The sequence below is a fragment of the Asanoa siamensis genome, from assembly GCF_016862555.1.
Lineage (GTDB): Bacteria > Actinomycetota > Actinomycetes > Mycobacteriales > Micromonosporaceae > Asanoa > Asanoa siamensis.
In genome coordinates, this window is sequence record NZ_BONE01000109.1 from 1 (window position 1) to 23,633 (window position 23,633).

Annotated in this window: 22 protein-coding genes, 1 tRNA gene and 1 pseudogene; 8 read left to right on the forward strand and 16 right to left on the reverse strand. The window is 68.2% G+C overall.

All coding sequences use genetic code 11. The annotated features are described in order from the left end of the window. Nucleotides 1-139: pseudogene (locus Asi02nite_RS37250) on the forward strand (IS256 family transposase); the annotation flags it as partial. Nucleotides 140-186: 47 nt separating this feature from the next. Here Asi02nite_RS37250 and Asi02nite_RS37255 read toward each other — a convergent pair. Then, nucleotides 187-1,365 (reverse strand): IS110 family RNA-guided transposase, encoded by a 1,179-nt coding sequence (locus tag Asi02nite_RS37255; protein ID WP_239127559.1) that lies wholly within the window; start codon nt 1,363-1,365, stop codon nt 187-189. 363 nt (nt 1,366-1,728) lie between these two features. Here Asi02nite_RS37255 and Asi02nite_RS37260 point away from each other — a divergent pair, with 363 nt between their 5' ends. Continuing rightward, entirely contained in the window at nt 1,729-2,208 is a 480-nt protein-coding gene (locus Asi02nite_RS37260; protein ID WP_203718760.1) for a hypothetical protein, read from the forward strand. 234 nt (nt 2,209-2,442) lie between these two features. Here the strand turns inward: Asi02nite_RS37260 and Asi02nite_RS37265 are convergent, their stop codons facing one another. The 6 genes from Asi02nite_RS37265 to Asi02nite_RS37290 all read right to left on the reverse strand — a co-directional run bounded on the left by Asi02nite_RS37265 (nt 2,443) and on the right by Asi02nite_RS37290 (nt 7,916). Further along, nucleotides 2,443-3,384 (reverse strand): phosphotransferase family protein, encoded by a 942-nt coding sequence (locus tag Asi02nite_RS37265; protein ID WP_203718761.1) that lies wholly within the window; start codon nt 3,382-3,384, stop codon nt 2,443-2,445. Nucleotides 3,385-3,600: 216 nt separating this feature from the next. After that, nucleotides 3,601-3,927 (reverse strand): hypothetical protein, encoded by a 327-nt coding sequence (locus tag Asi02nite_RS37270; protein ID WP_203718762.1) that lies wholly within the window; start codon nt 3,925-3,927, stop codon nt 3,601-3,603. Between the two features lie 182 nt (nt 3,928-4,109). Then, nucleotides 4,110-4,186: transfer RNA gene (locus tag Asi02nite_RS37275), tRNA-Ile, on the reverse strand. 85 nt (nt 4,187-4,271) lie between these two features. Then, entirely contained in the window at nt 4,272-4,583 is a 312-nt protein-coding gene (locus Asi02nite_RS37280) for a hypothetical protein (RefSeq protein ID WP_239127561.1), read from the reverse strand. Nucleotides 4,584-6,315: 1,732 nt separating this feature from the next. Next, nucleotides 6,316-7,362 carry an L-dopachrome tautomerase-related protein gene (locus tag Asi02nite_RS37285; RefSeq protein ID WP_203718763.1) on the reverse strand — a complete coding sequence of 349 codons (1,047 nt, stop codon included), beginning with the start codon at nt 7,360-7,362 and terminating at the stop codon, nt 6,316-6,318. Nucleotides 7,363-7,394: 32 nt separating this feature from the next. Then, on the reverse strand, nt 7,395-7,916 hold the full coding sequence (locus Asi02nite_RS37290; protein ID WP_203718764.1) for a YbhB/YbcL family Raf kinase inhibitor-like protein: 522 nt from the start codon (nt 7,914-7,916) through the stop codon (nt 7,395-7,397). Between the two features lie 185 nt (nt 7,917-8,101). Between Asi02nite_RS37290 and Asi02nite_RS37295 the strand changes: the two genes are divergently transcribed. Then, nucleotides 8,102-9,040, forward strand: coding sequence for an NADP-dependent oxidoreductase (locus Asi02nite_RS37295; protein ID WP_203718765.1), 939 nt, complete (start codon nt 8,102-8,104; stop codon nt 9,038-9,040). Nucleotides 9,041-9,095: 55 nt separating this feature from the next. On the opposite strand, the gene Asi02nite_RS42060 is transcribed toward Asi02nite_RS37295, so the two are convergent. The 3 genes from Asi02nite_RS42060 to Asi02nite_RS37310 all read right to left on the reverse strand — a co-directional run bounded on the left by Asi02nite_RS42060 (nt 9,096) and on the right by Asi02nite_RS37310 (nt 10,948). Continuing rightward, on the reverse strand, nt 9,096-9,650 hold the full coding sequence (locus Asi02nite_RS42060; RefSeq protein WP_239127563.1) for an MFS transporter: 555 nt from the start codon (nt 9,648-9,650) through the stop codon (nt 9,096-9,098). Nucleotides 9,651-9,803: 153 nt separating this feature from the next. Further along, nucleotides 9,804-10,529 (reverse strand): PPOX class F420-dependent oxidoreductase, encoded by a 726-nt coding sequence (locus tag Asi02nite_RS42065; protein WP_239127565.1) that lies wholly within the window; start codon nt 10,527-10,529, stop codon nt 9,804-9,806. Further along, nucleotides 10,526-10,948 (reverse strand): hypothetical protein, encoded by a 423-nt coding sequence (locus tag Asi02nite_RS37310; RefSeq protein WP_203718766.1) that lies wholly within the window; start codon nt 10,946-10,948, stop codon nt 10,526-10,528. Before Asi02nite_RS37310 ends, Asi02nite_RS42065 begins: the two co-directional genes overlap by 4 nt. A gap of 4 nt (nt 10,949-10,952) precedes the next feature. Here Asi02nite_RS37310 and Asi02nite_RS37315 point away from each other — a divergent pair, with 4 nt between their 5' ends. Further along, complete coding sequence (locus tag Asi02nite_RS37315; protein WP_203718767.1) at nt 10,953-11,456, forward strand: TetR/AcrR family transcriptional regulator; 504 nt, start codon at nt 10,953-10,955, stop codon at nt 11,454-11,456. A 59-nt stretch (nt 11,457-11,515) separates the two neighbouring features. Here the strand turns inward: Asi02nite_RS37315 and Asi02nite_RS42485 are convergent, their stop codons facing one another. The 3 genes from Asi02nite_RS42485 to Asi02nite_RS37325 all read right to left on the reverse strand — a co-directional run bounded on the left by Asi02nite_RS42485 (nt 11,516) and on the right by Asi02nite_RS37325 (nt 13,456). After that, the gene (locus tag Asi02nite_RS42485) at nt 11,516-12,097 is read right to left on the reverse strand and encodes a zinc-binding dehydrogenase (protein ID WP_275410438.1); all 582 of its coding nucleotides are present in this window, start codon (nt 12,095-12,097) and stop codon (nt 11,516-11,518) included. Next, nucleotides 12,037-12,531 (reverse strand): alcohol dehydrogenase catalytic domain-containing protein, encoded by a 495-nt coding sequence (locus Asi02nite_RS42490; RefSeq protein WP_308440196.1) that lies wholly within the window; start codon nt 12,529-12,531, stop codon nt 12,037-12,039. Before Asi02nite_RS42490 ends, Asi02nite_RS42485 begins: the two co-directional genes overlap by 61 nt. 70 nt (nt 12,532-12,601) lie before the next feature. Continuing rightward, complete coding sequence (locus Asi02nite_RS37325) at nt 12,602-13,456, reverse strand: helix-turn-helix transcriptional regulator (RefSeq protein ID WP_203718768.1); 855 nt, start codon at nt 13,454-13,456, stop codon at nt 12,602-12,604. 210 nt (nt 13,457-13,666) lie between these two features. Between Asi02nite_RS37325 and Asi02nite_RS37330 the strand changes: the two genes are divergently transcribed. Then, nucleotides 13,667-14,713 carry a right-handed parallel beta-helix repeat-containing protein gene (locus tag Asi02nite_RS37330; protein ID WP_203718769.1) on the forward strand — a complete coding sequence of 349 codons (1,047 nt, stop codon included), beginning with the start codon at nt 13,667-13,669 and terminating at the stop codon, nt 14,711-14,713. Nucleotides 14,714-14,766: 53 nt separating this feature from the next. Here the strand turns inward: Asi02nite_RS37330 and Asi02nite_RS37335 are convergent, their stop codons facing one another. Further along, on the reverse strand, nt 14,767-17,649 hold the full coding sequence (locus Asi02nite_RS37335) for a M20/M25/M40 family metallo-hydrolase (RefSeq protein WP_203718770.1): 2,883 nt from the start codon (nt 17,647-17,649) through the stop codon (nt 14,767-14,769). A 360-nt stretch (nt 17,650-18,009) separates the two neighbouring features. On the opposite strand from Asi02nite_RS37335, the gene Asi02nite_RS37340 reads away from it, so the two are divergent. Continuing rightward, the gene (locus Asi02nite_RS37340; RefSeq protein ID WP_239127567.1) at nt 18,010-18,876 is read left to right on the forward strand and encodes an alpha/beta hydrolase; all 867 of its coding nucleotides are present in this window, start codon (nt 18,010-18,012) and stop codon (nt 18,874-18,876) included. A gap of 74 nt (nt 18,877-18,950) precedes the next feature. On the opposite strand, the gene Asi02nite_RS37345 is transcribed toward Asi02nite_RS37340, so the two are convergent. Together Asi02nite_RS37345 and Asi02nite_RS37350 are read right to left on the reverse strand one after the other, a co-directional pair. Continuing rightward, nucleotides 18,951-19,808, reverse strand: a complete 858-nt coding sequence (locus Asi02nite_RS37345) for an alpha/beta fold hydrolase (RefSeq protein WP_203718771.1) — start codon at nt 19,806-19,808, stop codon at nt 18,951-18,953. Nucleotides 19,809-19,819: 11 nt separating this feature from the next. Beyond that, complete coding sequence (locus Asi02nite_RS37350) at nt 19,820-20,653, reverse strand: alpha/beta fold hydrolase (RefSeq protein WP_203718772.1); 834 nt, start codon at nt 20,651-20,653, stop codon at nt 19,820-19,822. Nucleotides 20,654-20,791: 138 nt separating this feature from the next. Between Asi02nite_RS37350 and Asi02nite_RS37355 the strand changes: the two genes are divergently transcribed. Then, nucleotides 20,792-23,410 (forward strand): AfsR/SARP family transcriptional regulator, encoded by a 2,619-nt coding sequence (locus Asi02nite_RS37355; protein WP_203718773.1) that lies wholly within the window; start codon nt 20,792-20,794, stop codon nt 23,408-23,410. Continuing rightward, the gene (locus Asi02nite_RS37360) at nt 23,314-23,598 is read left to right on the forward strand and encodes a helix-turn-helix domain-containing protein (protein WP_203718774.1); all 285 of its coding nucleotides are present in this window, start codon (nt 23,314-23,316) and stop codon (nt 23,596-23,598) included. The genes Asi02nite_RS37355 and Asi02nite_RS37360 overlap by 97 nt, the downstream gene beginning before the upstream one ends. Nucleotides 23,599-23,633 lie beyond the last annotated feature (35 nt).

Consider the following 23,633-nt stretch of genomic DNA (forward strand, 5'->3'; position numbering starts at 1 on the left):
AAAGTGCCTCTATCTCGTAACCCGGTCACTGGACCCGACCGGAACCGGCAGGACCCGATGGACGATGCGCTGGAAACCCGCACTCAACGCCTTCGCCATCACCTTCAGCGACCGCTTCCCAGCCGCTGAAACCTACTGAAGATCGCCGGAAACACCGTTAGCGAGATAGTCCCGCTCCCCTCTGTGTCAAGACGTGGTGGGGAGTGGGGTTCTAAGCTGTATGGCGGCGGGTCCGGGAAGTGACTTCTCCGAAGAGCCGGCATGAGGATGCGAGCCGGTCACGCTGGAGTTAGCTGACGTTCCTCGGTGTCCTCCCGGGCCCGTCGCCGTGGCCGTGATGGTGTCGTTAACCATCTGCCGGTAGACGATGTCGGACAGGCGTCGTTTCAGGGCGCGCATCGCTTCCATGGACGTCTTTCCGGAGGCTTTCTTGCGGTCGTAGTAGGCGCGGCCTTCGGTGGGATTGCGTAGCTGGACGGTGGCCATGATGTGCAGCATCCGATTGATCTGTCGGTTCCCTGCCCGGGACAGGCGGTGGCGGACCTGGTCGCCGGAGGAGGCGTCGATGGGGGCGGTGCCGTTCCAGGAGGCGAAGTGGCCTCGGTCCGGGAACCGGGTGATCTGGCCGACCTCGACGAGCAGGCGGGCGGCTCCGGACGGGCCAATGCCGTGTAAGTCCATCAAGGTGGTGCCGGTCGACGCGACCATCTCCCGTAGTTCCTTGTCGGCATCCTTGGATCGGCGGTAGACGCGTTCGAGGTCGGTGATGAGCTCCGCGGCGACCCGGCGGCGGGCTTTGCCGACCACATCGCGGGGTCTGACCGTGGCCAGCAGGGCTTTGGCCTGGGCGGCCGAGAGGCTCTTCTTGGCCCCGCCGGGGATCAGCTCGAGCAGCAGCTGATGCAGCTGGGAGACCATCCGGGTGTGGTCATCGCCCAAGGAGCGCCGGCGGTCGGCCAAGATCCGTAGCAGGGCGAGGTGTTCGTCGTTGACGACCGGACGTAACCCGGCCATGCGGGTGCCGACCAGGGCGACGGAGTGGGCGTCGGTGGCGTCGGTCTTGCGGCCCTGCCCGGTCGCGAAGACCCTCGTCCGGGCGGACAGCTTCGGGGGGACGTCGAGGACCTGTTCGCCGTCGTTCAGCAGCCGGTTGGCGATGTGCCGGCCGATGCCTTGGCAGCCCTCGATCGCCCAGACCCGGTTAGGCCACTGCTTCACGTAGGTCTTCATCGCCGCGTAGCCGTCGCGTGCGGTGCCGAAGCGGCCGCCGCCGATGATGGTCTCGTCGGCGGTCATCACTTCGATGGTGGCTGAGCGTTTGTGCGGGTCCATGCCGATGACGACGCGGTCTGATGTGGAGTTCAACACGTCCTCCGTGCTCGATCCGACTGGTGTCGAGCCGGGAGGGCAACGCTACTTCGAGCAGTGCAAACCCCTCTTGAGCCTCTCCCCGCCCATGGGCGACGCCCGGGCGTGCGCAGGCCAAAAGAGAGCCACACGACCAACGTGGGCAGCCGAAATGAGAGCGACAGCCCGGGCGCCTAGACCGAAGCCTGGCCGGGCCGCGGTCCTACCGCAATGAAACAAGTAGCCGAGATGAGCGTCGTTCGATCTTTGGTGGGTAGCGGCTGTCTCCGACGATCCAGCCACTTTCGGGTGACGTCGGCGTTGCGGTGTGTCCGTACGCTGAGTTGGAATCACGCCAGCCATTCAGATCGGACATCGACGATGGAACCGAAGGACTGGATTATGTACGTCTGTGGTGGCGCTAGTCTGGCCGCCACTGTCGCGGCGCTGCTCACTGCACGAGCGCGCCGGATCTCGATAATCTGTGCCGTGGTGCTGTTCATTTGCGCAGGCGCCGCTGGTCTCCTCCTTAGATCGAGAACTGGTTCTGAGCCGCCTCAAGTCGGCGCGTCGAGGGCTGCACCGTCCGATCCGCTGATCGCGGCTTCCGTCGGCGACTGTGTGAAGCCGGGCAGCATCGATCCAGACGCGATGGTGCCGACACCGTGCGGTGAAGCACCGTTCACCATAGTGAAACGGGTGCCGCTCGACTTCGATACCGCTGCAATCGCCGCTCAGCGAGACGCCAAATCCGAACGCCACTGCGCCGGCGTCGCAAACTCAGACCAGTGGACATGGATTCACGGTACGGACGGCAATGGCGCCGAGCAGTTGATCGCGTTTTGCCTCAAAGCCCGATGACCGCCTCACCACCAAACCGACCTTTGATCGCGACTAATCCGGCGCCCTCGCGTTGGCCAGCGGATCGAACCCTGCCTGCTGGCAGACCGCTGCTGACAGCGACTGGTTACATTCACTCGTCTGAGCACAGCCTCGATTGCAGCCCGTCCGGATCTGCCGCCGACCGCGCGTATTCGCGCACAGCCACTCCGTCTGACGACGGACTCTGCCGATGAGTGCTACCGGGCAGCGACCTCACGCGGATTGATGGTGCGAGGCCAGCCCCCGAAGATCGGTGACCAGTTCGTCGATCCAGTCACGGGACACCGGGACCGCATAGACGCCGACCTCTACGACCCAGCGCAGCGCGCTCATGGTCCAGCACAGGCCGCCGGTCACCAACTGGTCGGTCACCGTCCACGTATCGGTGCCCACTTCGCGCGCGAAGATCTCCGGCAAGGCTTCGATCCGTTCGTTCTGGATCTGACCCTGTCTCCGAGCCTCGCGCAGCAGGAGGTAGAGGTCGCCGAGATGCGGGTGCACGTAGGCGTCCGACCAGTCGATGGTGACGATCCCGCCATCCGGGGTGTGTAGCAGGTTCTTGGCCTGGAAGTCGCCGTGCACGATGGTCGTGGGTTCGCTGGAGAGCTGGTGCAGGCGGGCGGTTATCTCCCTGCGCGGGTCGTCGAGTGCGCCACTGAGGTCTGGGCGCATCGCCGTCATCGCTGCGTCGGCCCGTGCCGCCACGGCCATAAGGTCGGCAGTGGAGCGGCGCAGACCGGCGGCCAACGCCGGGTCGGAACCGAGGCGGAGGGCCGACTCGGCGCGCATCCGGGCCAGCACGCGTACTGCATCCTCGTATCCTTCCGCAGTCGGTCGTGCCTCAAGGTTGTCGCCGCCCAAGTCCTCCAAGACGATGACCCCCGGGCCGCCCTCTGCGATCAACCGCGGCGCGGGAATCCCAAGGGGAACGACCAGCTCGTGGTAACGCCGTGCCTCGCCGGCCAGCTCGCCGACGCCTCGTTTGACGATTACCGAATTCCAGGCAGCACCGGACAGTTGGACCCGCCAGACCTCCGAGAGCGCCCAGCCGCGCAGCCGATGGCCACCGACGATCTTGCCGTCAAGGTCGGGAAGCCAGTCGGGCAACGGGGTCTCGATCACCACGGCATTCTGCCCAAAGAACTCCTCAAGCACGTGCTAATTCTCGGCGGCACCGAGTCGACGGTTACGTCGGACGTATTTCAACACCGGCGCGGTCCTGGGAACATCCGGATCTGCCGCTGTCCGAGCGCGGCGCGGCGCGCCAGCCAGCACAGCGGAAAGTGTTGTACATCGCGGACTCAGCCGGTGGGCCGAGCTGCTCGCTGACGCGTTGGCCATGGCAAACGACATGGCGTGCCACGCCTTAGGTCAGAGGTTGGGCGCACCGCCACGGCCCCGCTCGTTGATCTCCCGGACGGCGCGGGTCAGCTCGACCAAGGACTCGGCGATCGACAACATGGCGTACATCTGTGCGGTGCGCTCGGCCCGGTCGGCCCGGTCCATGTCGTAGTCGGAGGCGTTGTGCACCTCGGCGTGTCGCTGGGCGGTGAGGCGGTGTTCCTTGGCGGAGTTGAGTGCGTCCTCGGCGCTGGCCGGCCCGACCCATTTCGTGCCGTCGTCGAGATCCACGGTGGTGCGGCTCGGTGAGGCGATCGGCCGGCTCGGGTCGTCGGGAGCGGATGCGGATGAAGTCATGCCTGCCACGGTACGTAGCGGGAACGACACTCGCCGATGTGCGCCCTCCCTTGGGCTCGACCGCGCTGCCGGGACGACCGCAAGACCGCGAGCACCCGCGTTTCCACAGCTCAGGAGGCATCTGCGAGAACGGTTCGGGTACCGCCACATCTGGTTTAAGGTTTGCCCAGCCCAGAGGCGGTTGGTGGGGCCGGCGGGGCTCGAACCCGCGACCGAGGGATTATGAGTCCCCTGCTCTAACCGGCTGAGCTACGGCCCCGTGCCGGCGGGACCGGCGCCGGGATCGTATCCCGTGTGTGGTGTTCGCGACCACCGCGGGCGCTTGCGACCCGCCGGAGGCCTGGTCAGACCGGTCGGACCTCGGCGAGGCGCTTGACCGCGTAGTCGTCCTTCCAGCAGAGTGCGGCTTCCCAGGCCGCCGATGCCTGCGACGCGATGTCGTACGACGGGTCGTCGAGGTCCGCGGCGTTGTCGGGCAGCACCAGGTCGAGGTCGGGCACGTCGACGTGGGACTTGTCCCAGTCGATCAGGGCGACCCGGTCCGCCGTCACGCGGACCTTGCCCAGGTTGTTGGCGTCCCCGTGCACCACGCAGGTGCGGCGGCCGGCAACGCGCGCCCACGCCGCTCGGCAGCGGGCGACGGCCTCCGGCGGCATCGCGTTCAGGTCGATCCTCGTACCCGTCTCGGTTTGCAGAAGGTCCGTGGACGATCAACCGGTGCAGTGTGCGCAGCGCGACGCCAGCCGACCCGCGTCTCCGGTGGGCCGCCTCCCACATACGTCATCACCACCAGCCCGTCCGCGAACAGCCGGCCGCACTGTATGGGCGAAAGATTTGGGAAACATGAGATCCCACGCGACCTCCGACCAGCACCCGATGGTGGTGCGCCCCAGTCTGGGGCCTTGAACCGCTCGGGTTCCCTGTCGAATCGCCAGTAGCCGAGTCCGCTCCGGCGGGTGAAGTACCGCCGACCGGCGCCGCGGAACCGAGGAAACTGACGGGCCAGCTAACCGACGTTGCAACGGATGCTGCGAGACAGTGTTCTAGCTGCCGGCACAAAGACCATGGAAACCGACGGAGCCCGTCGCCTGTCATCGACGGCGTCATCCGTAAAGCCGACGACGCGCGGCGAGCCGTCAGGGGACGTCGCTGCGGGGGAACGAAGTCGTTTGCGCTTTGGGGGGTGTTCTGCCAGATTCCCGGCTAGGCCCGCACAGCACATCGCGCCTACGCGCACGAATGATCGCCGAGGATGAGCCGAGCAGGGTGTCTCTACCGCACAGCCGCGCGCACCGGTGGACGAATTGCGCTAATCGAGTTAAGAACGCAGACACCGCAGACCAGGGCGCGGCTAGCTCTGATCGGTGATCAGCTTAAAGCGGCAGGAAACCTGTTCGCCCATGTCCCGAACAGAGAAGGGCCGCCGATCCTCGTCGCCGCCTTCCCAGGGGTCCTGGCTCCCGAACGGCTAGAGGTGCTCTAAGGCGCCGGAGTCATGGTCTGGGACGGTCCCAAGCTTCGTGAATTGGCAGCAGACGTCGGCCACGCGTTTCCGGATCTTTTGGAGTTCTTAGCCTCTGACACAGAATGGTCAGCTCGGGAGCCGGCAGAGTCGCTCCTATCTCAACTCGCTCGACTAGTGCTGGTAGGCCAGACTCGCTTCAGTTCGAGGTGTTTGCCGAAAATCTCTTGAACTACCTCTTCTGCCCCCCATTAAACCCCGTGATTGAACAGCGCAGTACCGGAAAACAAAGTCAATCGGCGTGACTTCATTATGCCAAGCTACACTTCCAGCGGTTTCTGGAACTTTATGCGAACGCACTACCGAGGGACTTCATTGTTGCCGAAGGATTTGGCCCGCGGGCAAGCGGTGGGCAAGCTCGAGGAGCTGGTCAACGACCACTGTGTCCTGGAAGAGCGTGACGGCAAGTTCTGGCATGTCCGTGCCTGGCCCCAGGCCCACGGCACCCACCCTGCTCGCCACTGCCGGCCACGACACAGGAATCCTCATCTGTACCCGCCCTCGACAACAACCGGCGCGGCTCGATCCCTCGACGGGCGGTGACCTGCATGTTTGGGACAAGGCGGGCGCGTGCGGGGTGCGTCCGCCTCGGCCCGGGTGATTCGAATCTGCGCGCGTCCGCGCTCCGCAGTTCGAGCGGTGATACCGGGCGAGGCAAGCCGCATTTGAAGGCGCGGCCTCGGTGGCGCCATCGCGATGGTGGTCAGGCCGGCGAAGGCCGATGGCGACGTGAGGGTCGTTTCGATCGTGGTTCCGCACGTCCGAACGCGCCCGGCAGCTATGTGACGCATGCCAACGCGCACGTCACCAAGCACACGGTCACGCTGCTCAGGCGGTCGTTCGACAAGCCACGATGGGAATCGCGGTTAGCTCAGGCGTACCGGTGCGGCATCGACTGGGATTCGGATGATTTGGTATGGCGGGATGCGGTCGTCGACGTCGTGGTTGAAGAGCGGTGTGCGTGGCAACTGGTTGAGGCTGACGTACAGGTTGCCGTCCGCGGCCACGGCGAGCGTGTCCGGCCACAGTGCGCCCGGCGTGTTCAGCACCGTCGACCAGGAGCCGTCGGTGGCGAGCTTGAGGACGGCGCTGTGCTCGTACGCGGTGACGTAGACGTTTCCTGAGGCATCCGTCTCGAGGCCGTCCGAGGCACCCTTGTCGCCGTGGTCGACGATCTGCTGGGCGACCTTGTCGTCGCCGAGGTCCCGATCGCGCAACGCGGCCGTCGGGACGCTGTAGAGTCTGCGGCTCGCGAGCGGGCAGTAGTAGAGGCGGTCGCTCGTGGCGCTGATCGCGATGCCGTCGGCGCCCCCGTTGTACAGCTCTCCCTCGCGTACGACGCCTTGCACGATGGCGCGGAAGCCGTCCTCGGCGTGCGTGCTGGGATGCCCGCGGAGTTTGGCCCACGTGTCACCGGTGGCCAGGTCGATGACGACGAGGGCGCCTTCGGCCTGGGAGTCGGTCAGGTACGCGTAGCCGCCGGCGCCTTTGGAGAGATCGAAGCGGACGTCATTGAGATAGCTCGTCGGGGTCAGGGCCTCGGTCCTGGGCCGGATGACCCGCAATACCGTGTCGGTGTCCAGGTCGACCTCGACCAGCTTGGGGCCGCCGTCGATCCACGGGGCGAACGCGAGGCTGCCGGTGTCGAGTGCCCAGAGGTGCCCGTCGGGTCCGATCACGACGCTCTGCACCGAGACCAGGAGCTCGTCGTTGACCTGCCGACTCGGGTACGGGACGGGTTTGCCGTCGACGATCTCCGCGACCGTGTACGGCACGGGGTCGCCCCAGCGGGGCACGGAGACGAAGACCCGGCCCGAGTCGGCGGCGGTGACGCCGGTCGCCATCAGGTCATCCAGGTCGGCCACGAGCTCGAAGTCGGCGGCGACCCACGCCCCTAGCGGTTCCGCGGTCATCGGTTCTGCTCCTTTGCCTCGAATGGGTTGTGTCACGCCCCGAACCAGGGTGTGATGACGCCACGGGCCAGCGTGTGGCCCGCCATGTTGAAGCCGAGAAAGGCCGGCGTGGCCTCCCTGTCGATGTCGAGGGTCTCGACATCGAGGGCGTGTACGCCGATGAAGTAGTTGTGCCGGCCGCTGCCCGGCGGCGGAGCCGCTCCGACGTAGCGGCGCATGCGGGCGTCATTGGCCAACTGCCACGCACTGCCCGGCAAGTCGGCTCCCTCGGCGCCGGCACCGGTCGCGAACGACGTCACGCTCGTCGGCAGATCGGCCACCACCCAGTGCCAGAACCCGCTGCCGGTCGGCGCGGTCGGGTCGTAGACCGTCACCACGAAGCTCTTCGCCTGCGCAGGGAAACCGCTCCAGCTCAGCTGGGGCGACACGTCGTTGCCACCGGACCCGAAGATCCCGCTGGCATGCGCTGACGGCATCTCCTCGCCGGCGCTGACGTCGGTGCTCGACACGGTGAACGACGGGACCTTGGCGATCATGTCGTAAGGAGTGTTCATCGGCTCCTCCTTCGGCGACGCCGGAAACGCTCGGGTCGACAAGATTTTTCTACGCTAGCTCGGCTGAATCGCGTCGTTACCGCTGGTGGTCTCGGGAAATGTGTGCAGCGCGAGGCTTTCCGAACGCCTCCGGCCGCGGGTTGCGCTCGCTAAGGTCATTTCTTTGGGGGAAAGATGTAGCCGACATGCTCGCGGTCAGCATGGACCATTACGGGAGCCCGGACGTTCTCCAACCCGTGGAGGTGCCGAAACCGTCACCGGCGCCTACCGAGGTGCTGGTGCGGGTGCACGCCGCGGGCATCAATCCGGCCGATGTGAAACAGCGCGCCGGACACGGTCCACTGTCGACGTTCCCGATGATTCTCGGCTGGGATGTCGCCGGCGTGGTGGCCGAGGTCGGATTCGGAGTCACCATCTTCTCGCCGGGCGACGAGGTGTACGGCATGCCGTGGTTCCCGCGACAGGCCGGGGCGTACGCGGATTATGTCACCGCGCCCTCTCGCCAGTTCGCGCCCAAGCCACCCTCCAGGTCGTTCGCCGAGGCCGCCGCACTGCCACTCGCGGGGCTCACGGCGTGGCAGTTGGTGACCGACACCGTCCACCTGGATGCGAACCAACGATTGCTGATCCATGGAGCGGCGGGCCACGTCGGCGGTCTGGCGGTGCAGATCGCCAAGGCACGCGGCGCACACGTCATCGGGGTCGCCGAGGGCAGCGACCGTGACCGGCTGGAGGCATTGGGCGCCGACGAGATCGTCGACTACACCACGACCCGGTTCGAGGACGTGGTCGAACCGGTCGACGCCGTCCTCGACTTCGTCGGCCACGACTACACGGCCCGTTCCGTGCCACTCGTCCACCGCGACGGAGTGATCGTCCAAGTGCCGTCCGGTTCCTCCAGCGACGACGTCCGCCGCGGCGCCGACGCCGGCGTGCGGGTGACCAGCTTCCTCGTCGAGCCCGACCACGCCGGCCTGCTGGCGTTGACCGATCTCGCCGAGCACGACCAGCTGTCCGCGAACGTGGCCGCGGTGGTGCCGCTCGCCGAGGCCGCGCGGGCGCACGAGCTGGTGGAGAGCGGAAAGGTCAAGGACAAGGTCATCCTGTCGTCGACACCTGCCTGACCGTCGGCGAGATGACGGCCAGGCAGACGAAGGGCGCTCGACCGGGTGCCGACGGTCAGTGCACGAGCAGGGGTTCGCCGACCGGGCCGTCGCTGGGTTCGGCCGCGGTGCCGGCTGGTCGGCGTACGCGTACCAGGGTGACGGCGAGCGACGCGCCGACGACGAGGAAGCCGACCGCCCACCAGACCGCGGTGGCGTACCCGTGCACGATCGCCTGGTTGGTTGGCCCGGCATGGTCGAGGAGCCACGCCGCGGTGGCGCTGGCCGCGACTGTGTTGAGCGGCGCGGTGCCGATGGAAGCGCCGACCTGTTGCGACGTGTTGATGATCGCGGAGGCGATGCCGGCGTCGTGTGCGCGCAGCCCATGCGTGGCCAGGCTCATCGCGGGCAGGAACGCCGTGCCGGTGCCGAGCCCGAGCAGGACGGCGGACGCGACGAACGAGCCGAGCGTCCAGCCGGCATTCCACCCGTCGGTCTCGGCTCGGGTGAAGCCGTGGACGAGCGCGACGAGACCGGTGGTCGCGAGGGCGACGCCGGGGATGTCCGGGCGCTCGCGGCGGCGTACGTCCATCGTGTCGCGGATCGTGGGTATGGCACGGATCGCGGCCACGACAGCGAACAGGAACGTTGATGAACAGCGCCCAGCGCCAGTCCAGGTATTCGGTGAGGACGCCGCCGAGGATCAGCCCGACGCCACCGCCCGCGGCGGCGATCGCTCCGAAGACGGCGTACGCCCGGGCGCGTTCCTTCGCTTCGGTGAACGTCACGGAGAGCAGCCCAACGCGGCCGGGGCGAGAAGCGCGGCGAACACGCCCTGCAGTGCCCGGGCGGTCAGCAGCGTGCCGATGTTGCCCGCGACGCCGCCGATGGCCGACGCGACGGCGAAGCCCAGCAGCCCGATCAGGAAGATCCGTTTGCGTCCGGCGATGTCCGCCAGCCGACCGCCGAAGAGCAGGAGGCCGCCGAACGCGAGCGTGTAGCCACGGTCGCGTCCAGCGCGACCATCAACTGAGCCAACGAGATGAAGAGCAACGCCAACCAACGACGGGGATTGGCGGGTACGGGGTCGGAGCCGAGTCGCATGTGGACCTGTTCTGTTCGAGCGGATGGGTCGGAGGCGGATGGCGGTGCCGATGCGGCGGTCGCGTCGGCGCAGGAGCAGGTCGACGGCGAACACGAGTCGGGAGATGGGGTAGCGGCGGGACATCAGGCGGCGTACGCGGGCGGTTTCGTCGCGGTCGAGCAGGCGGGCGTGGCCGCGTACCGTCGGTGCGTCCGTGGCGATCCGGCCGTTCATGTCGCATGGTGTGACGGTCACGGTGAGGTTGTTGCGGATGCGTTTGACTTTGCCGCTGGTGCGTTGGGTGAGCAGGAACAGTTCGCCGGCGTCGGCGGCGAGGCCGACAGGCGTGGGGACAGGGGTGCCGTCGCGGCGGTAGGTGGTCACGGTGGCGTAGCGGGCGCGGGCGATCTGGGTGGGCACGTTCATGCGGGCCTCGCGGGGTTTCGCCGGTCGAGCCAGAGGGCGCCTGCGATGGCGGCGGCGCCGAGGGCTTCCCAGGCCGCGGCGTGGAGGAACGCCCTGGGTGCGCGGCCGGTGATCGCGAGCCCGGTGAGGCCGGCGGCCATCAGCGTGCGGCGGGCGATCACGTACGCGGGAAAGCCGGGCCACCCTCGCGCCGCGCCGAGCAGATAGGCGCCGCCCTCACCGATCGCGGCGAAGGAGCTGCTGCCCAGCACCGCCGGAGTGTGGTCACCCTCGGCCGGGCGCGCGAACCCGGACAGGCGTCGTTGGCGCTCGGGGCTGACCACGCCGAGGATCCCGAGGGTGGCGCCGACGACGCCGAGGCCGGCCAGCGTCCAGGAGGCGGCGTTCCGTGGTCCTGCATAAAACGGTGGTGTCGTCACCGTTTTGACGGCCCGCGAGGCCTTCACCGAGCAGGGCCCCGACATCGCCCTCGACGAGATCGCCCGCCGGGCCGGGGTCGGGACGACCACGCTCTACCGGCACTTTCCCGAGAAGGACGGGCTGATCGAGGCGGTCCTCGACGACCTGGCCGCCGCGGTGAAGGACAACGCGGCCCGGGCCATGGAAGGCACCGACCCGGTCACCGCCTTCCGGGCGGTGTTCACCCAGAGCTGCGACATGTCGGAGCGGGAAACGGCGACCTTCGCCCAACTGGCCGGTGCGGGTGACTGCGCCGACCGGCACGCCCAGCGTCTGATCACCTCGGTTACCGGCCCGGCCACCGATCGGCTGCGAACCGCCGGCCGACTACGGGCCGGCATCACGGCCGAGGACATCGCCACCTTCGTGCGCATGACCCTGACCGCGGACAGCGACGACGCCCGCGCGAAGGCCATCCACGTCATGCTCGACGGCCTCGTCACCCCGGAAGGCCCCGCGGCGCCCTGAGGGCGCGTCTGGCTCGGCCCTGGTGATTCGAACCTGCGCGCCCCCGCGTTCGGGCTTCGTCAGATCGTGCTGGCGTCGAGGACGTAGCGGTACGGAACCTTGCGGCTGCCGTGGTGGCGAAGGGTGTCCAGGGCGTCGTTGATGCCGTCGGCCGAGATCTGTTCGATCTCGGACGTGACGCCGTGCTCGACGCAGAAGTCGAGCATCTCCTGGGTCTCGTGGATGCTGCCGATCGACGACGAGGTGAACGCGATCCGGGTCCGCATCAGTGAGAACATGCCGATCGACACCGGGCCGTCCGGGGCACCGAGGTTGACGAACGTGCCGTCGAAGCGGACAAGGGACAGGAGCTGGTCGAAGTTGAGCGCGGCCGAGACCGTGCAGATGACGATGTCGAAGTAACCCGCGCGGTCGACGAAGGTGTCCGGCTCGGAGGTCGAGCGGAAGTCGTCCGCGCCGAAGGCGAACGCGTCGTCCTTCTTGCTCGTGCCCCGGCTGAGCACGGTGACCTCGGCGCCGAGAGCGGCCGCGAACTTCACCGCGAGGTGGCCGAGGCCGCCCATGCCGACGATGCCGACCTTCATGCCCGGGCCGATGCCGAAGTGCCGCAGTGGCGAGTAGACGGTGATGCCCGCGCACATGAGCGGCGCCGCGGCGGCGAGATCGAGACCGTCGGGTACGCGTACCAGATAGTTCTCGTCGACGACGATCGCGCGGGAGTAGGCGCCCTAGGTCGGCTCGCCCGTCTTGTCGTAGCCGTTGTAGGTGACGACGATGTTCGGGCAGTAGTGCTCCATGCCGCTGCGGCAGAACCAGCAGGTCCGGTGACGATGCCGGTGGCTTCGTGGCCGGGCACCATCGGGTAGATCCCGGCACCCCAGGCGCCGTCGATCTGCAGCGGGTCGGAATGGCAGACGCCCGTGTGGGCGACCTCGATCCGGACGTCGTGCGGCCCGGTGTCACGGCGTGGGATCCGGGTCTTGACCACCCGACCGCCCCGTTCGGCGGCGGCGTACGCGTCAGTCAGCTGTGTCATCGCGCTGAGCTGCATCTGGCGGCTGGTGAATCGCTCCATGCGAACGATCCTGCGCCGGTACGCCGCGGGCGGGCAGAGTCCAGTCAGCCTGGGTCTGCCACCACCACCCTCAGCTCGTGGGCGCGGCCAGCAGGCCGGTGAGCGCCTTCTCGCTCGCCACGTCCGCCGGCGTCTGCAGCATCAGGCGGTGGCCGGGCAGCTCGGGCAGGGAGACGGTGGTGTAGTCGAACGTCAGCTCACCGACGTCAGGATGCACGACCGTCTTGGTGCCGCTCGTGGCGTCGCATACGAGGTGTTCGGCCCAGATCTCGGCGAACTCCGGGCTCGCCGCGCACATGTCGTCGGCGATCCGCCCGAACTCCGGGTCTTCCGGGTAGCGCGCGGCGTCGGCGCGGAACTGACCGACGATGGCCTCAGCGGCCTCGTCCCAGTGCTTCACCAGGCTGCGGTAGTAGGCGCTGGCGAAGAAGGTGATCAGGCAATTGTGGTCCTGCGGGCGGTATCCGAAGGCGATCTCGGCCCCGCGGTTGACCGCGACGAGATTCCAGTGCCGATCCAGCAGGTACGCGGGGCGGGGCATCCAGGAGTCGATCATCCGGCGCACCCCGTCGGAGACGTCACGGGTGGTGGCCGCCGGCGTCAGCGGAGGGTTCAACCCGGCCAGCAGGTAGAGGTGCGCGCGTTCGGCGGTGCTCAGGAGCAGCACCCGCGCGACCGAGTCCAGCACGTCGCCGGAGATGTTGATCTCGCGGCCCTGTTCCAGCCACGTGTACCAGGACACGCCGACGTTGGCGAGCACCGCGACCTCTTCGCGCCGCAGGCCTGGGGTGCGGCGCGAGCGGCCGTCGCCGACCGCCAGGCCGGCCTCGGCGGGAGTCACTCGAGCCCGCCGCGACCTCAGGAAATCGCGCATCTCGGCGGCGCGCCGGGCCCGCGCCTCAGCGGGAAGCTTGGTGATCTCCATCGAAACAATGCTACGCAGCGCCTCAGGTCGGTCTGGGTGGGTTTGGACCCGATCTGCACCAGCAGATCTGACAAGCCTCGTCGCTGCCGGCACGTAGGCGTTCGGGTCTGTTCGAGGCTGTTCGAGATCCTTCCGTCCGGCACGACCGATTCGGCACGGTGGATGCGTCGGCGCCTTCGACCGACGAATCCGGCCTCTAGGAGAGCGAATATGCGCAGGACAGTCCTGGCCATCCTCAGCGCGGCGGGAGTCGCGCTGATCGGAGCTCTGCCGGCGGCGCCGGCCGCGGCTTCGGCGCCGGCCGAGTCGATCACCGTATATGTGGGAAGCGCGGCCGGAACATCCGGTGCCGCCCGTGACGGCCTGCGCCGCGACAGCGCTGTCGCCACCGTCGAGCAGGCGCAGGAGGTGCTGCGGGCCAAGAAGGCTCTGAACGCCACGATCCTCGTGGACGGCGCCACCTTCCGCCCCACGGCTCCTGTCCAGGTGACCTGGTCTCCGCCGGGCGGGCGGCTGACGCTCGGCACCGTCGGTGCCCTGGCGGCGACGACCGACTGCAACACCTTCGAGGACAACAACCCTGACCTCGAGTACGGCATGGTGCTGACCGCGGACAACGTGACCATCGACAACTATGTCTTCCAGTACTGTCGCAACGGCGGCATCCGGGCCATGGGCACCTCGGGCAACCGGATCTCGGGCCTCATCGTCAAGAACAGCACGTTCCAGCGGCTGGGTGGCTACTGGCAGGGCGGCCCTGGCAACGGCTACGGCGGCATCCACGCGACCTACGCCGACCGCATCTGGGTCGAGAACAACCTGTTCTCCAACCTGCGCAACTCCGAGAGCCCCGCGTCGATGCACGGTGTCTACCTGGCCAACTACACCTACAACACGACGATCTACAACAACCGGTTCGAGCAAATCTCCGGCGACGCCGTGCGTACGCGCAACCGTGGCGACAACACGACCGTCGACCTCAACAAGTTCTGGAAGGTAGGCGCGTACGCCGTGTTCAGCGACTGGCGTTTCAACAGCGAGGGTTGCAGCACCGACGGGCTGTTCGATCGCAACCAGGTAGGTAACACGACGTTCAACAACGACAGGTGGAACGTGGACGCGCAGGGAAGCATCAACCCGGTCCGCGTACGCCTGTGGGGCCACGACACCGCGACCAACGCCAACCTCTACGGCTGCGCGAGCGACCCGATCGTCTTCGGCGGCAACAACGCCTACGTGTCCAGCCGCCCCTGGTAATCATCGACGACGGAGGCCCCGACCATGGTGGTCGGGGCCTCCGTCGTGCGGCGTCAGACGATGGAGATCGACCGCACCTGGTTGCCCTTCGTTTCGACGTGGACCTGGTACGCGCCGACGCTGTACGTACCCGAAGCGTTGTTGCGGATGGTGAACCTGGCCGTCACGGGAGTCTTGCTCCCGTCGACATGGGTCTGCGTCACCGTGACGGTCAGCTCGTTCGTGTTGCCCTTGAGCTTCTTCACCACCGCCGACGGCTTCGTGTCGACGACCGCGTTGGCGACCGTCACGTAGACCGCTTCGGGCGACGAGAACTCCGCGTTCTTCTGCCCGTCACCGAACTGGAAGAAGCCCCGCTTCTCGACGGCGCCGCGTTCGGGGAACGGATTCGGGTTCGTCGCCAGGTACGTCGGGTTGACCGTGTACAGGTCCGTCTTGGAGTCCGCGACGACGGGCTGCACGCCGGTGTACGGCGCATCGGTCACGGCGAGGTTGACCGACAGGTAGATCGCGTCGCGGTTGGTGGCCGAGATGCGCGAGGAGAAGAACTTGTCCGCGGTCTGCCCCGCGGGCACGGCGAGCGGCACCACCTGGTCGCCGACGCGGATGTTGAACCGGAAGTCGCCGTAGCCGCCGGCGACGAACGTCGCCCAGGCCTTGTCCGACATGTAGCCGGGGCGCTCCACCTTGAACTCGAGGCGCATCGGTGCCACGTACGTGCTGCTCAGGTATTCGGGGTCGGTCAGTGGCAGGTAGACCCCACCCGGCGCGTGCCCCAGGGCGAAGGCTGACGCCGTCGGGGTCGAGTTGCCCCGCCCCGTCCACATCGGAATGTTGAACGAGGTGGCGGCGAGCAGGGCCTGGCCGCCCAACTGGCGCTTGTCGACGGCCGTCGAGGCGTCCTTGTAGGTGCCGATGGTGACGTCGAGGAGGTCGAGGTCCGCCCGGTCGGCGTTCAGCCCCGGGATGTCCGCCCACATGAGCTTGGCGCCGGCGGGCCCGGAGTACCGGGCCATCTCCAGCATGCCGTCGGCCATCATCTTGGTCATCTGCACCGCGGAGTCGACCTTCATCCGCTCGTTGGCGGTGTGCCACCAGCGCTCGTTGCCCGGGATGACGGCACCGAAGGCGGTCATCTTGTTGCGGTAGCTGCTGGCCAGGGTGCCGCCGGTCGTGCCCTGCGGATAGACCACGTCCCGGAGGGCGTACGGATCGGCGAACTCCTTCGGGTTGTTCTCGATCGACGCCTGGTAGCTCCCGAACTGGAGGGCCGTCAACGGGTTGTCGTGATCGACGTACAGGCCGGCGCCGACGGGCGCGCCGAGGTCGCCGATGGTGAAACCCTTCGCCTGGAAGGCGGCCGTGACCGCCGCCGTCGCCTGGCTCGAGTCCGCCGCGTTGACGTGCATGCTGCGGACGAACATCGGGATGCTGAGGCTGCCGGTGGCGTCCGTGTAGAAGCTCGTCGGGGTCTCCGAGTTGATGCCACCCATGAGGGCGAAGGTCAGGTTCGGCGTGCCGTTGCTCGGGTTGCGCAACAGGTTCGCCGGGATGCCTATGTTCCCGCCGATGTAGGCCTCGCCCTCGACACCGCCGCGGAAGAACAGGTCGGCGATCCCGTCGGCGGCCTTCTTCAGCCGCAGGTCGTCGGCGCGCACCGCGCCGAGTCCCTTGGACAGCAGATACATCCCCCACACGACGGCGTTCTTCCCGTACTGCGGGGTCGGCATCTCCATCGCCACATCGGTGTTGATCTCCAGCGTGAGCGCGTCGCCGGCGATCGTGGCCTGCACCTTGGGTGTGGTCCCGCGAGCGGCCGGGAGCCAACGCTTCGACTTCGCGGCGTCGGTGATAGCGGACGCGAACCGGCGGCGCTCGGCGGAACTGGCGTTCGCCACGTCGAGCGTGAAGATGGCGCGCGAGGCGATCTGCGTGGTGCTGCCGTACGCGATGTCCTTGAGCGTCGGGTCGCACGCGCGGAGGGTGACGCCGGCGGTGGCAGCGGTGAGCCGGAAGGCCTTGGTGCTGTCCGCGGACAGGCTCATCGACACCGCCGGGGTCACCGATCCGGAGTTGCCGACGATGACCGGGAACCGCGAGTCGGAGGTGTAGCCCGCGATCGGCATCTCTTCGCGGTTGAGGTTCTTGTAGGCCCAGTTGTCGTAGAAGCTCGGGTTCGAGTTGTACGGGATGGACTGGAAGGTGGCGGTGTTCGTCGTCGACGGAGTGCCGGGGCCGCCGTCCTCGTAGATCCCCATGACGATGCGGATGCGGCGGTCGATCGGCAACCCCGCCTCGAGCAGCGCCTTGGCCGCGAGCAGCGTGGCCAACGTCGGGCCGCTGTCGTCCTGCAGGCCCGCGCCGTAGACCCAACCATCCTGGACATAGGGCGAGTGGTACGCGCCGGGAGTGCCGAGGTTGCCGTCGGCGTCGCGCCAGCGGGCGAGCTGGGCCGGCGTCACGGAAGCGGTCGGCGAGTCGAGGTGACTCAACGCCATGACCATCTCGGGGGCGTCCGGGTCACCGATCTCCGCGTACACGTACTTGTCGGGTTGGCGCTGGACGACCACGGGGAAACCGAGGTCGGTGGCCAGCTTGACCACCCAGGCGAGCTTGGCGACCTTGCGGTCGTACTCGTGCTGGTTGGTTTCGGTGTTGCTGACCGGGAAGGGGTAGGCCGTCGCGGCCGTGCCGCCGCGGGAGATCGAGTCGTAGCTCGACCCGTCCAGCATCGCCCCGATCAGCGTCAGCGGGTCGTAGCTGCCGTCCCCGGCCCGCGCGCTGGTGACGCGTCCGGCCAGCGCCTCGACTTCGGCGTGGATCGCGTCGCGCTCGGCGTCGGTCACCGATAGGTCGTAGGTGATGTCGGGCTGGAAGCGCTCGTGCCCGGCGGTGCTGGCGGACGCGCTGGCCGCCGAACCTATGGACAGGAGCAAGGAAACGCCAAGTGTCAGCGCAAGGGGCTTCTTCCGCATCTACGTGATCTCCCTCGAGGCTCAGAACAGAAACGTCTGATAGGCGTCTATCTGCGAGACCCTTTCAGGCTTCTCCCAGCTCGTCAAGATCAGCTGACTCCGGCCCCGTCCAAGGTGGAGTCGTTCGGGGTGATGCCCCTCTGCCCAAGTGAAACTTGAGCAATCTTCCCTTTCTGTCCGGAGCTGCGCGGGCCGTCAGTACGGTGAGATCGGGCGATCAAGCAGCCAAGGGAGGCGGTCCGCCATCGGCCAACGCGCCGCTCGGCGGCTGCTTCGGCATGCTCGATCGCCCGCGTTCGGAAGCCACGAGGGAGGAGAGACATGTTCGGTATCTCGCTACGTCGGCGGAAGATCATGGTCGCGGCGCTCGGTGTCGCCGCGCTCGTCACGATGCTCGGCTCAGCCACTCCCGCGGTGTTCGCCGACGGTGGTCCGCGAGAGATGCCGGACGGGGGTCACGAAACCAAGCCGACCATCGTCCTGGTGCACGGCGCCTGGGCCGACGGCTCGAGCTGGAGCCAGGAGGTCCGCAACCTCCAGGCCCGCGGCTACGAGGTGCAGGTCGCGCCGCAACCCAACCGGGGGCCGACGACCGACACCGGCTACCTGAAGGACTTCCTGTCCACCATCGAAGGCCCCATCGTGCTCGCCGCGCACTCGTACGGCGGCTTTGTCGCGAGCAACGCCGCGACCGGCAACCCCAACGTCAAGGCGCTCGTGTTCGTGGACGCCTTCGCCCCGGACGAGGGGGAGACCCTGGCATCGCTGAGCGCCGGCTCCGGCTCCGTGCTCGAGCCGGGCTTGACCGACCCCACCAGCGTCTTCAAGCTCGTGCCGTTCCCTGGTGCCCCTGCCGGAGTGGCCGACACGTACGTCCTGCCGGAGATCTTCATCAACGGCTTCGCCAACGATCTGCCCCAGGAGCAGGGGGCGGTGCTCGCTGTCTCCCAGGTCGCGCTCGCCAGCAGCGCCTTCACCGAGCCGGCCACGGAGCCGGCGTGGAAGACGATCCCCTCCTGGGCCGTGATCGGCACCGAGGACCGGGTCATCCCGCCGGCCGGCCAGGAGATGATGATGATGCGGGCGAACGCCAAGATCACCCGGATCGACGCCTCTCACCTTTCACTGATCTCGCACCCCGACGACGTCACCGCCGTGATCATCGAGGCGGCCCGGGCAACCTCCTGACGGGCTGGTGACATCCGCGGCAACGAAGGCCGGCCGTGGCATCGCGGGGAGCGATGCCACGGTCGGTCGTCGGGTCAGTCCGTCGCCGTGGCGGCAGCCTCGATCTGACCGGTGACCGCGCCCGCGGCGGTGACCAGTGACAGGTGAGGGGCGTTGATCTCGACGGTGTGCGCCTTGGCCCTCTTGGCCATCGCGACCTGCTCCGCGGCGGGAATGATGGCGTCCTGCTTGCCGATCACCGACCACGAGGGAATGGTGCGCCAGGCCGGCTCGTCGGACGCCTCGTTCAGGATGCTCGACGACAGCGGACGCTGCCGGGCGGTCAGCACCGCCACGTCGCCGGCGGAAACGGACCTGTCCGCGAACGCCTTGCCGAAGACCGCCGGCTTCACGTAGAGGTTGGCGGCTCCCGCGTCATCGGGGATCGGAACGAAGTCGAAGAGGGTGGACGGATCGGCCGCGAAGACCGAACCGGGCACGGCGCCGGTCAGCGACATCAGCGTGTCGCCCTTGTCCGGGATGTACGCGTCGACGTACACCAGAGCCTTGACCTGCTTGTTGCCCAGAGCGGCATTCGTGATGACCATGCCGCCGTACGAGTGTCCGACGAGGACGATCGGTCCGGTGATGGTGCTCAGGTACGCGCGGAGATTCTTGGCGTCCTTGTCCACGCCCGTCAGCGTGTTCGGCGGCGCCACCACCCGGTAGCCGTCGTGCTGGAGCTTGGCGGTCACCTTGTCCCAACTGGACCCGTCCGCCCACGCGCCGTGTACGAGCACGACGGTCGGCTTGGCTGACGCGGGGCGCGCATGGTGGGCGGCCGCGACGTGGCCCGTCGAGGCCTGCGCCGTGCCGATGCCGACACCACCCAGGGTGAGGGCACCGATGGCCGCGCTCACGTAGATGAGGCGACGCCGGAGAGACGATTTCACGATGTTTCCTTTCACTGCGCGAAGAATTCGAGCAGGGCGGCGTTGACCTGATCGGTGTGGGTCCAGGCGATGGCGTGCGGCCCACCCTCGATGACGAGCAGGCGCGTGTCCCTGACGAAGGCGGACAGCCGCTGGCCGGTCACCCCGATGGGCAGGACCCGGTCCTGGTCGCCCTGGATCACGAGAACCGGCACGTCGATCGTGGACAGGTCGGCACGGAAGTCGGTGAGCCAGGTCGGGATGCAGGCGACCGCGGCGACGGGAGATCCGGCCACGGCCACGTTCCAACTGGCCCGGAACGCCTCGTCGCTGACCAGCGTCCCGCCGTAGACGTCGAGGTTGTAGAAGTTCTCCAGGAACTGCTTGAGCCACACGTAGCGGTCCGCCCGCGCGGCCTGGACGAACCCGTCGAACAAGGCCTGGGGCGCGCCTTCGGGATTGTCGTCCGTCCGTAGGAGAAACGGCGGGATCGGCGACATCAGTACGGCCTTCGCGACGCGCCCGGTGCCGTAGCGCCCGAGGTATCGGGCGACGTCGCCGGTTCCCATCGAGTGGCCCACGAGGATCGCGTCACGGACGTCCAGTTTCGTGAGCAGCGCGTGCAGATCGCCGGCGAACGTGTCGTAGTCGTATCCACCCGCGGGCTGGCTGGAACCGCCCCAACCCCGCCGGTCGTACGTGATGACGCGATAGCCGGCCGCGAGCAGTGCCGGGACCTGCTTCTCCCAGGCCCGGCCGCTGAGCGGATAGCCGTGGCTGAGTACCACGGGCGTACCGCTGCCGTGATCTTCGTAATAGATCTCGATCGGGTCGGCTCCCGCTGAGCCGACGGTGACATGGGGCATGCGCGCTCCTTGGGCTTGCGTTCCGCTCTGGAACCTCGCCGAAAGTACGGAGATGGCGCCGTTTCGCGAATCGCCCACGTCACGTAGTCCTGTGTTCTTCGATCGGGCCGCCGCGCCTCGGTCACTAGGATGTCAATGGTGAAAGCGCCCGACCGCAGGCTTCCGGACGCGCCGCGGTCCCACTGCGAGTTCAAGGTCTTCGGCGGTCTCGGCTGCCGCCGGGACGGCTCTGAAGTCGATCTCGGGCCGGTTCGCCAGCGGATCATCCTGGCCAAGCTCCTCGCCGCCGGGGGCGACGCGGTCAGCCTCGACGCCATCGTCGACGGCCTGTGGGACGAGCGGCCGCCGGCCAGTGCCGTCAACCAGATCCACCGGCATGTCGGCCACATCCGGCGGATCTTCGACCCGGACCTCGACGTCCGCGAGACCGGTCGATATCTCCTACCAGCCGGTACGGGCTACCGGTTGACCCTCGCGACCGAGGACTCCGACCTCGCCATGTATCGCGAGCTGGTCCGGCGGGCCCGCGAGGCGCTCGCCGGCGGGGACGCCGTGGCCGGCGTACGGGCGTACCTCACCGCTCTGGAGCTCGGCCGCAGCCCGGCCTTCACCGACCTTCCGCACAGCGCGTTGAGCTCGCCGGACTTCGTCGCCGTCGAGCGGGAACGCGTCGCGGTGGCGCTCGCGGCCGGCGAAGCCGCGATCGCCCACGGCATGGCCGGCGACGCGTTGACCCCACTCCTGAGCGTCGCCGCCGCGGCACCGCTGGACGAAGCGCTCCAGGCCTGCCTGATCCGCGCGTACGTGGCCACGGGTCACCGCGCGGAAGGAGTGCAGGTCTTCGAGCGGACCCGTCACCAGCTCGCCGAGGAGCTGGGGGTGGATCCAGGGCCGGAATTGCGGGAGGCGTACCGGGAACTGCTCTCCGGCGCCTCGACCCCGCAGGGCGAGCCACGCCCGCTGGACGTTCCCCGGCCCGCGCAGCTTCCGCCACCGGTCGCGGGCTTCGTCCGGCGGGACGACGTGGCCCGCGCGCTCGACGACCAACTGTCCGACGCGTTCAGCGACGCGGCCGTCGTGATCACCGCGCTCGGCGGCATGGGCGGCATCGGCAAGACCGCACTGGCCGTGCACTGGGCGCACCAGATCGCCAACAGGTTCCCCGATGGCCAGTTGTTCCTGAACCTGCGGGGCCTGGATCCGGATGGACGCGTCATGTCCGCGCAGGACGCGCTCGCGACCTTGCTCGCATCGCTGGGCGAGCCGGCTGTCTCGTCGTCGCAGGAGGACGTCGACGCGCAGGCGGCTCGTTACCGCAGCCGCCTTTCCGGCCGGCGCGTCCTGATTCTCCTGGACGACGCACGCGACTCCGAGCAGGTCCGCCCGCTGCTGCCAGCCTCCCCGGGCTGTCTGGTCATCGTGACCAGCCGCACCCGGTTGACGAGCCTCGTCACCCGGGAGGGCGCACGTCACCTGCAGGTCGATCGGCTGACCGAGGCCGAGTCCAGGCAGCTTCTGATCAACCGGCTCGGCAGCCGCCGCGCCACCGTCGACCAGGACGCGTTGGACAAGGTCATCGCGCTCTGTGCCGGGCTGCCGCTCGCCCTGGCGATCGTCGCGGCCCGCGTGGCCCTCAATCCGGCCCTGCCGTTGGGCTCTGTCGTCAGCGACGTCTCGGCGCCGTCCGCCAGACTCGACGCGTTGTCCAGTGTGGACTCGTCCGACGATGTCCGGTCGGTGTTCTCGTGGTCGTACCGGGCGCTCGATCCGTCGACGGCGCGGGTGTTCCGGGCCCTCGCCGCCCATCCCGGTCCAGGGATCTCGCTGGAGTCGGCGGCCAGCGTCGCCGGAGTCGGTCGCATGCGGGCGCGCGAACTACTCACGGAGCTGGTGACCGCGAATCTTCTCGACGAGTCGCAGCCCGGGCGGTACGTGCTGCACGATCTGTTGCGCGCCTACGCGGGTGAGCTTCTCGACGAGGATCGGGAACGACCCGAGTGTGAGCGGCGGCTCATCGTGCATTACCTGCACTCTGCCCGCGCCGCTTACGCGAGGCACCACCGGCAACCGGTGGGCACCGTCGACGAACCGCCGCCGGATGTGACGCCCGAATCGTTCGACACCGTGCCACAGGCTGCCGCCTGGTACGCGCGGGAACGGACCGCGCTGTGGGCGACGATCGATCTGGCGCTCGCACATGACCAGCCGCGGGACGCGGCGGCGATGGCCGTCGCCGCCTCGGCTCCGGGCAGCAGATCCATCCCTACGGGCCGGACGCGGACCCTGCTCGCGATCCTCGATCTGGTCAGCGCGCTTCCCGAGCCGCGGGTGGAGGCCGAACTGCTGCGCACCGTCGGTGAGGCCTTCGCCCCGCTGCCGGCGGCCGACGAATATCTGCGTCGAGCGTTGGCCATCTTCGACGACGCTGGGGAGCTCGCCGGACAAGCCGACGTCCTGCGGAACCTTGCCGCGCTCTCGTCGGCTCGTGGGGAGTTCGACGCCGCCAACCTCTACGGCGAACGCTCGGTGAGTCTTGCCCGGCAGACCGGGCGCCAGGAACTGCTCGCCGTTTCGCTGCTGACACTCACGAGCGCGCGCCTGGGGGCCGACCGGTTCGAGGCCGGCACCCGGCTCGCCGAGGAGGGGCTGGCCATCGCGGCGTGTTCCACAAGCTGGGCGTCGCCTCCCGGCGCGAACTGCGCGGCACGCTGGCCTGCCGCCCGACGACCGACCGCTTCGCCGCCTGCCGCTGCCTGACCGGCCAGGAGCGCGAGATCGCGGCCCGGGTCTCGAATGGCGCGTCCAACCGCAAGGTGGCGGCACAACTGTTCATCAGCCCCAGCACGGTGGATTACCACCTACGCAAGATCTTCCGCAAGCTGGACATCACCTCACGCCGCGAACTGGTGAGACGAGCCGCACTCTCCGACGCCCGGACCGGATAGCGGGCCCGCGCGCGGGTGGAGCTGGACGGATCGTG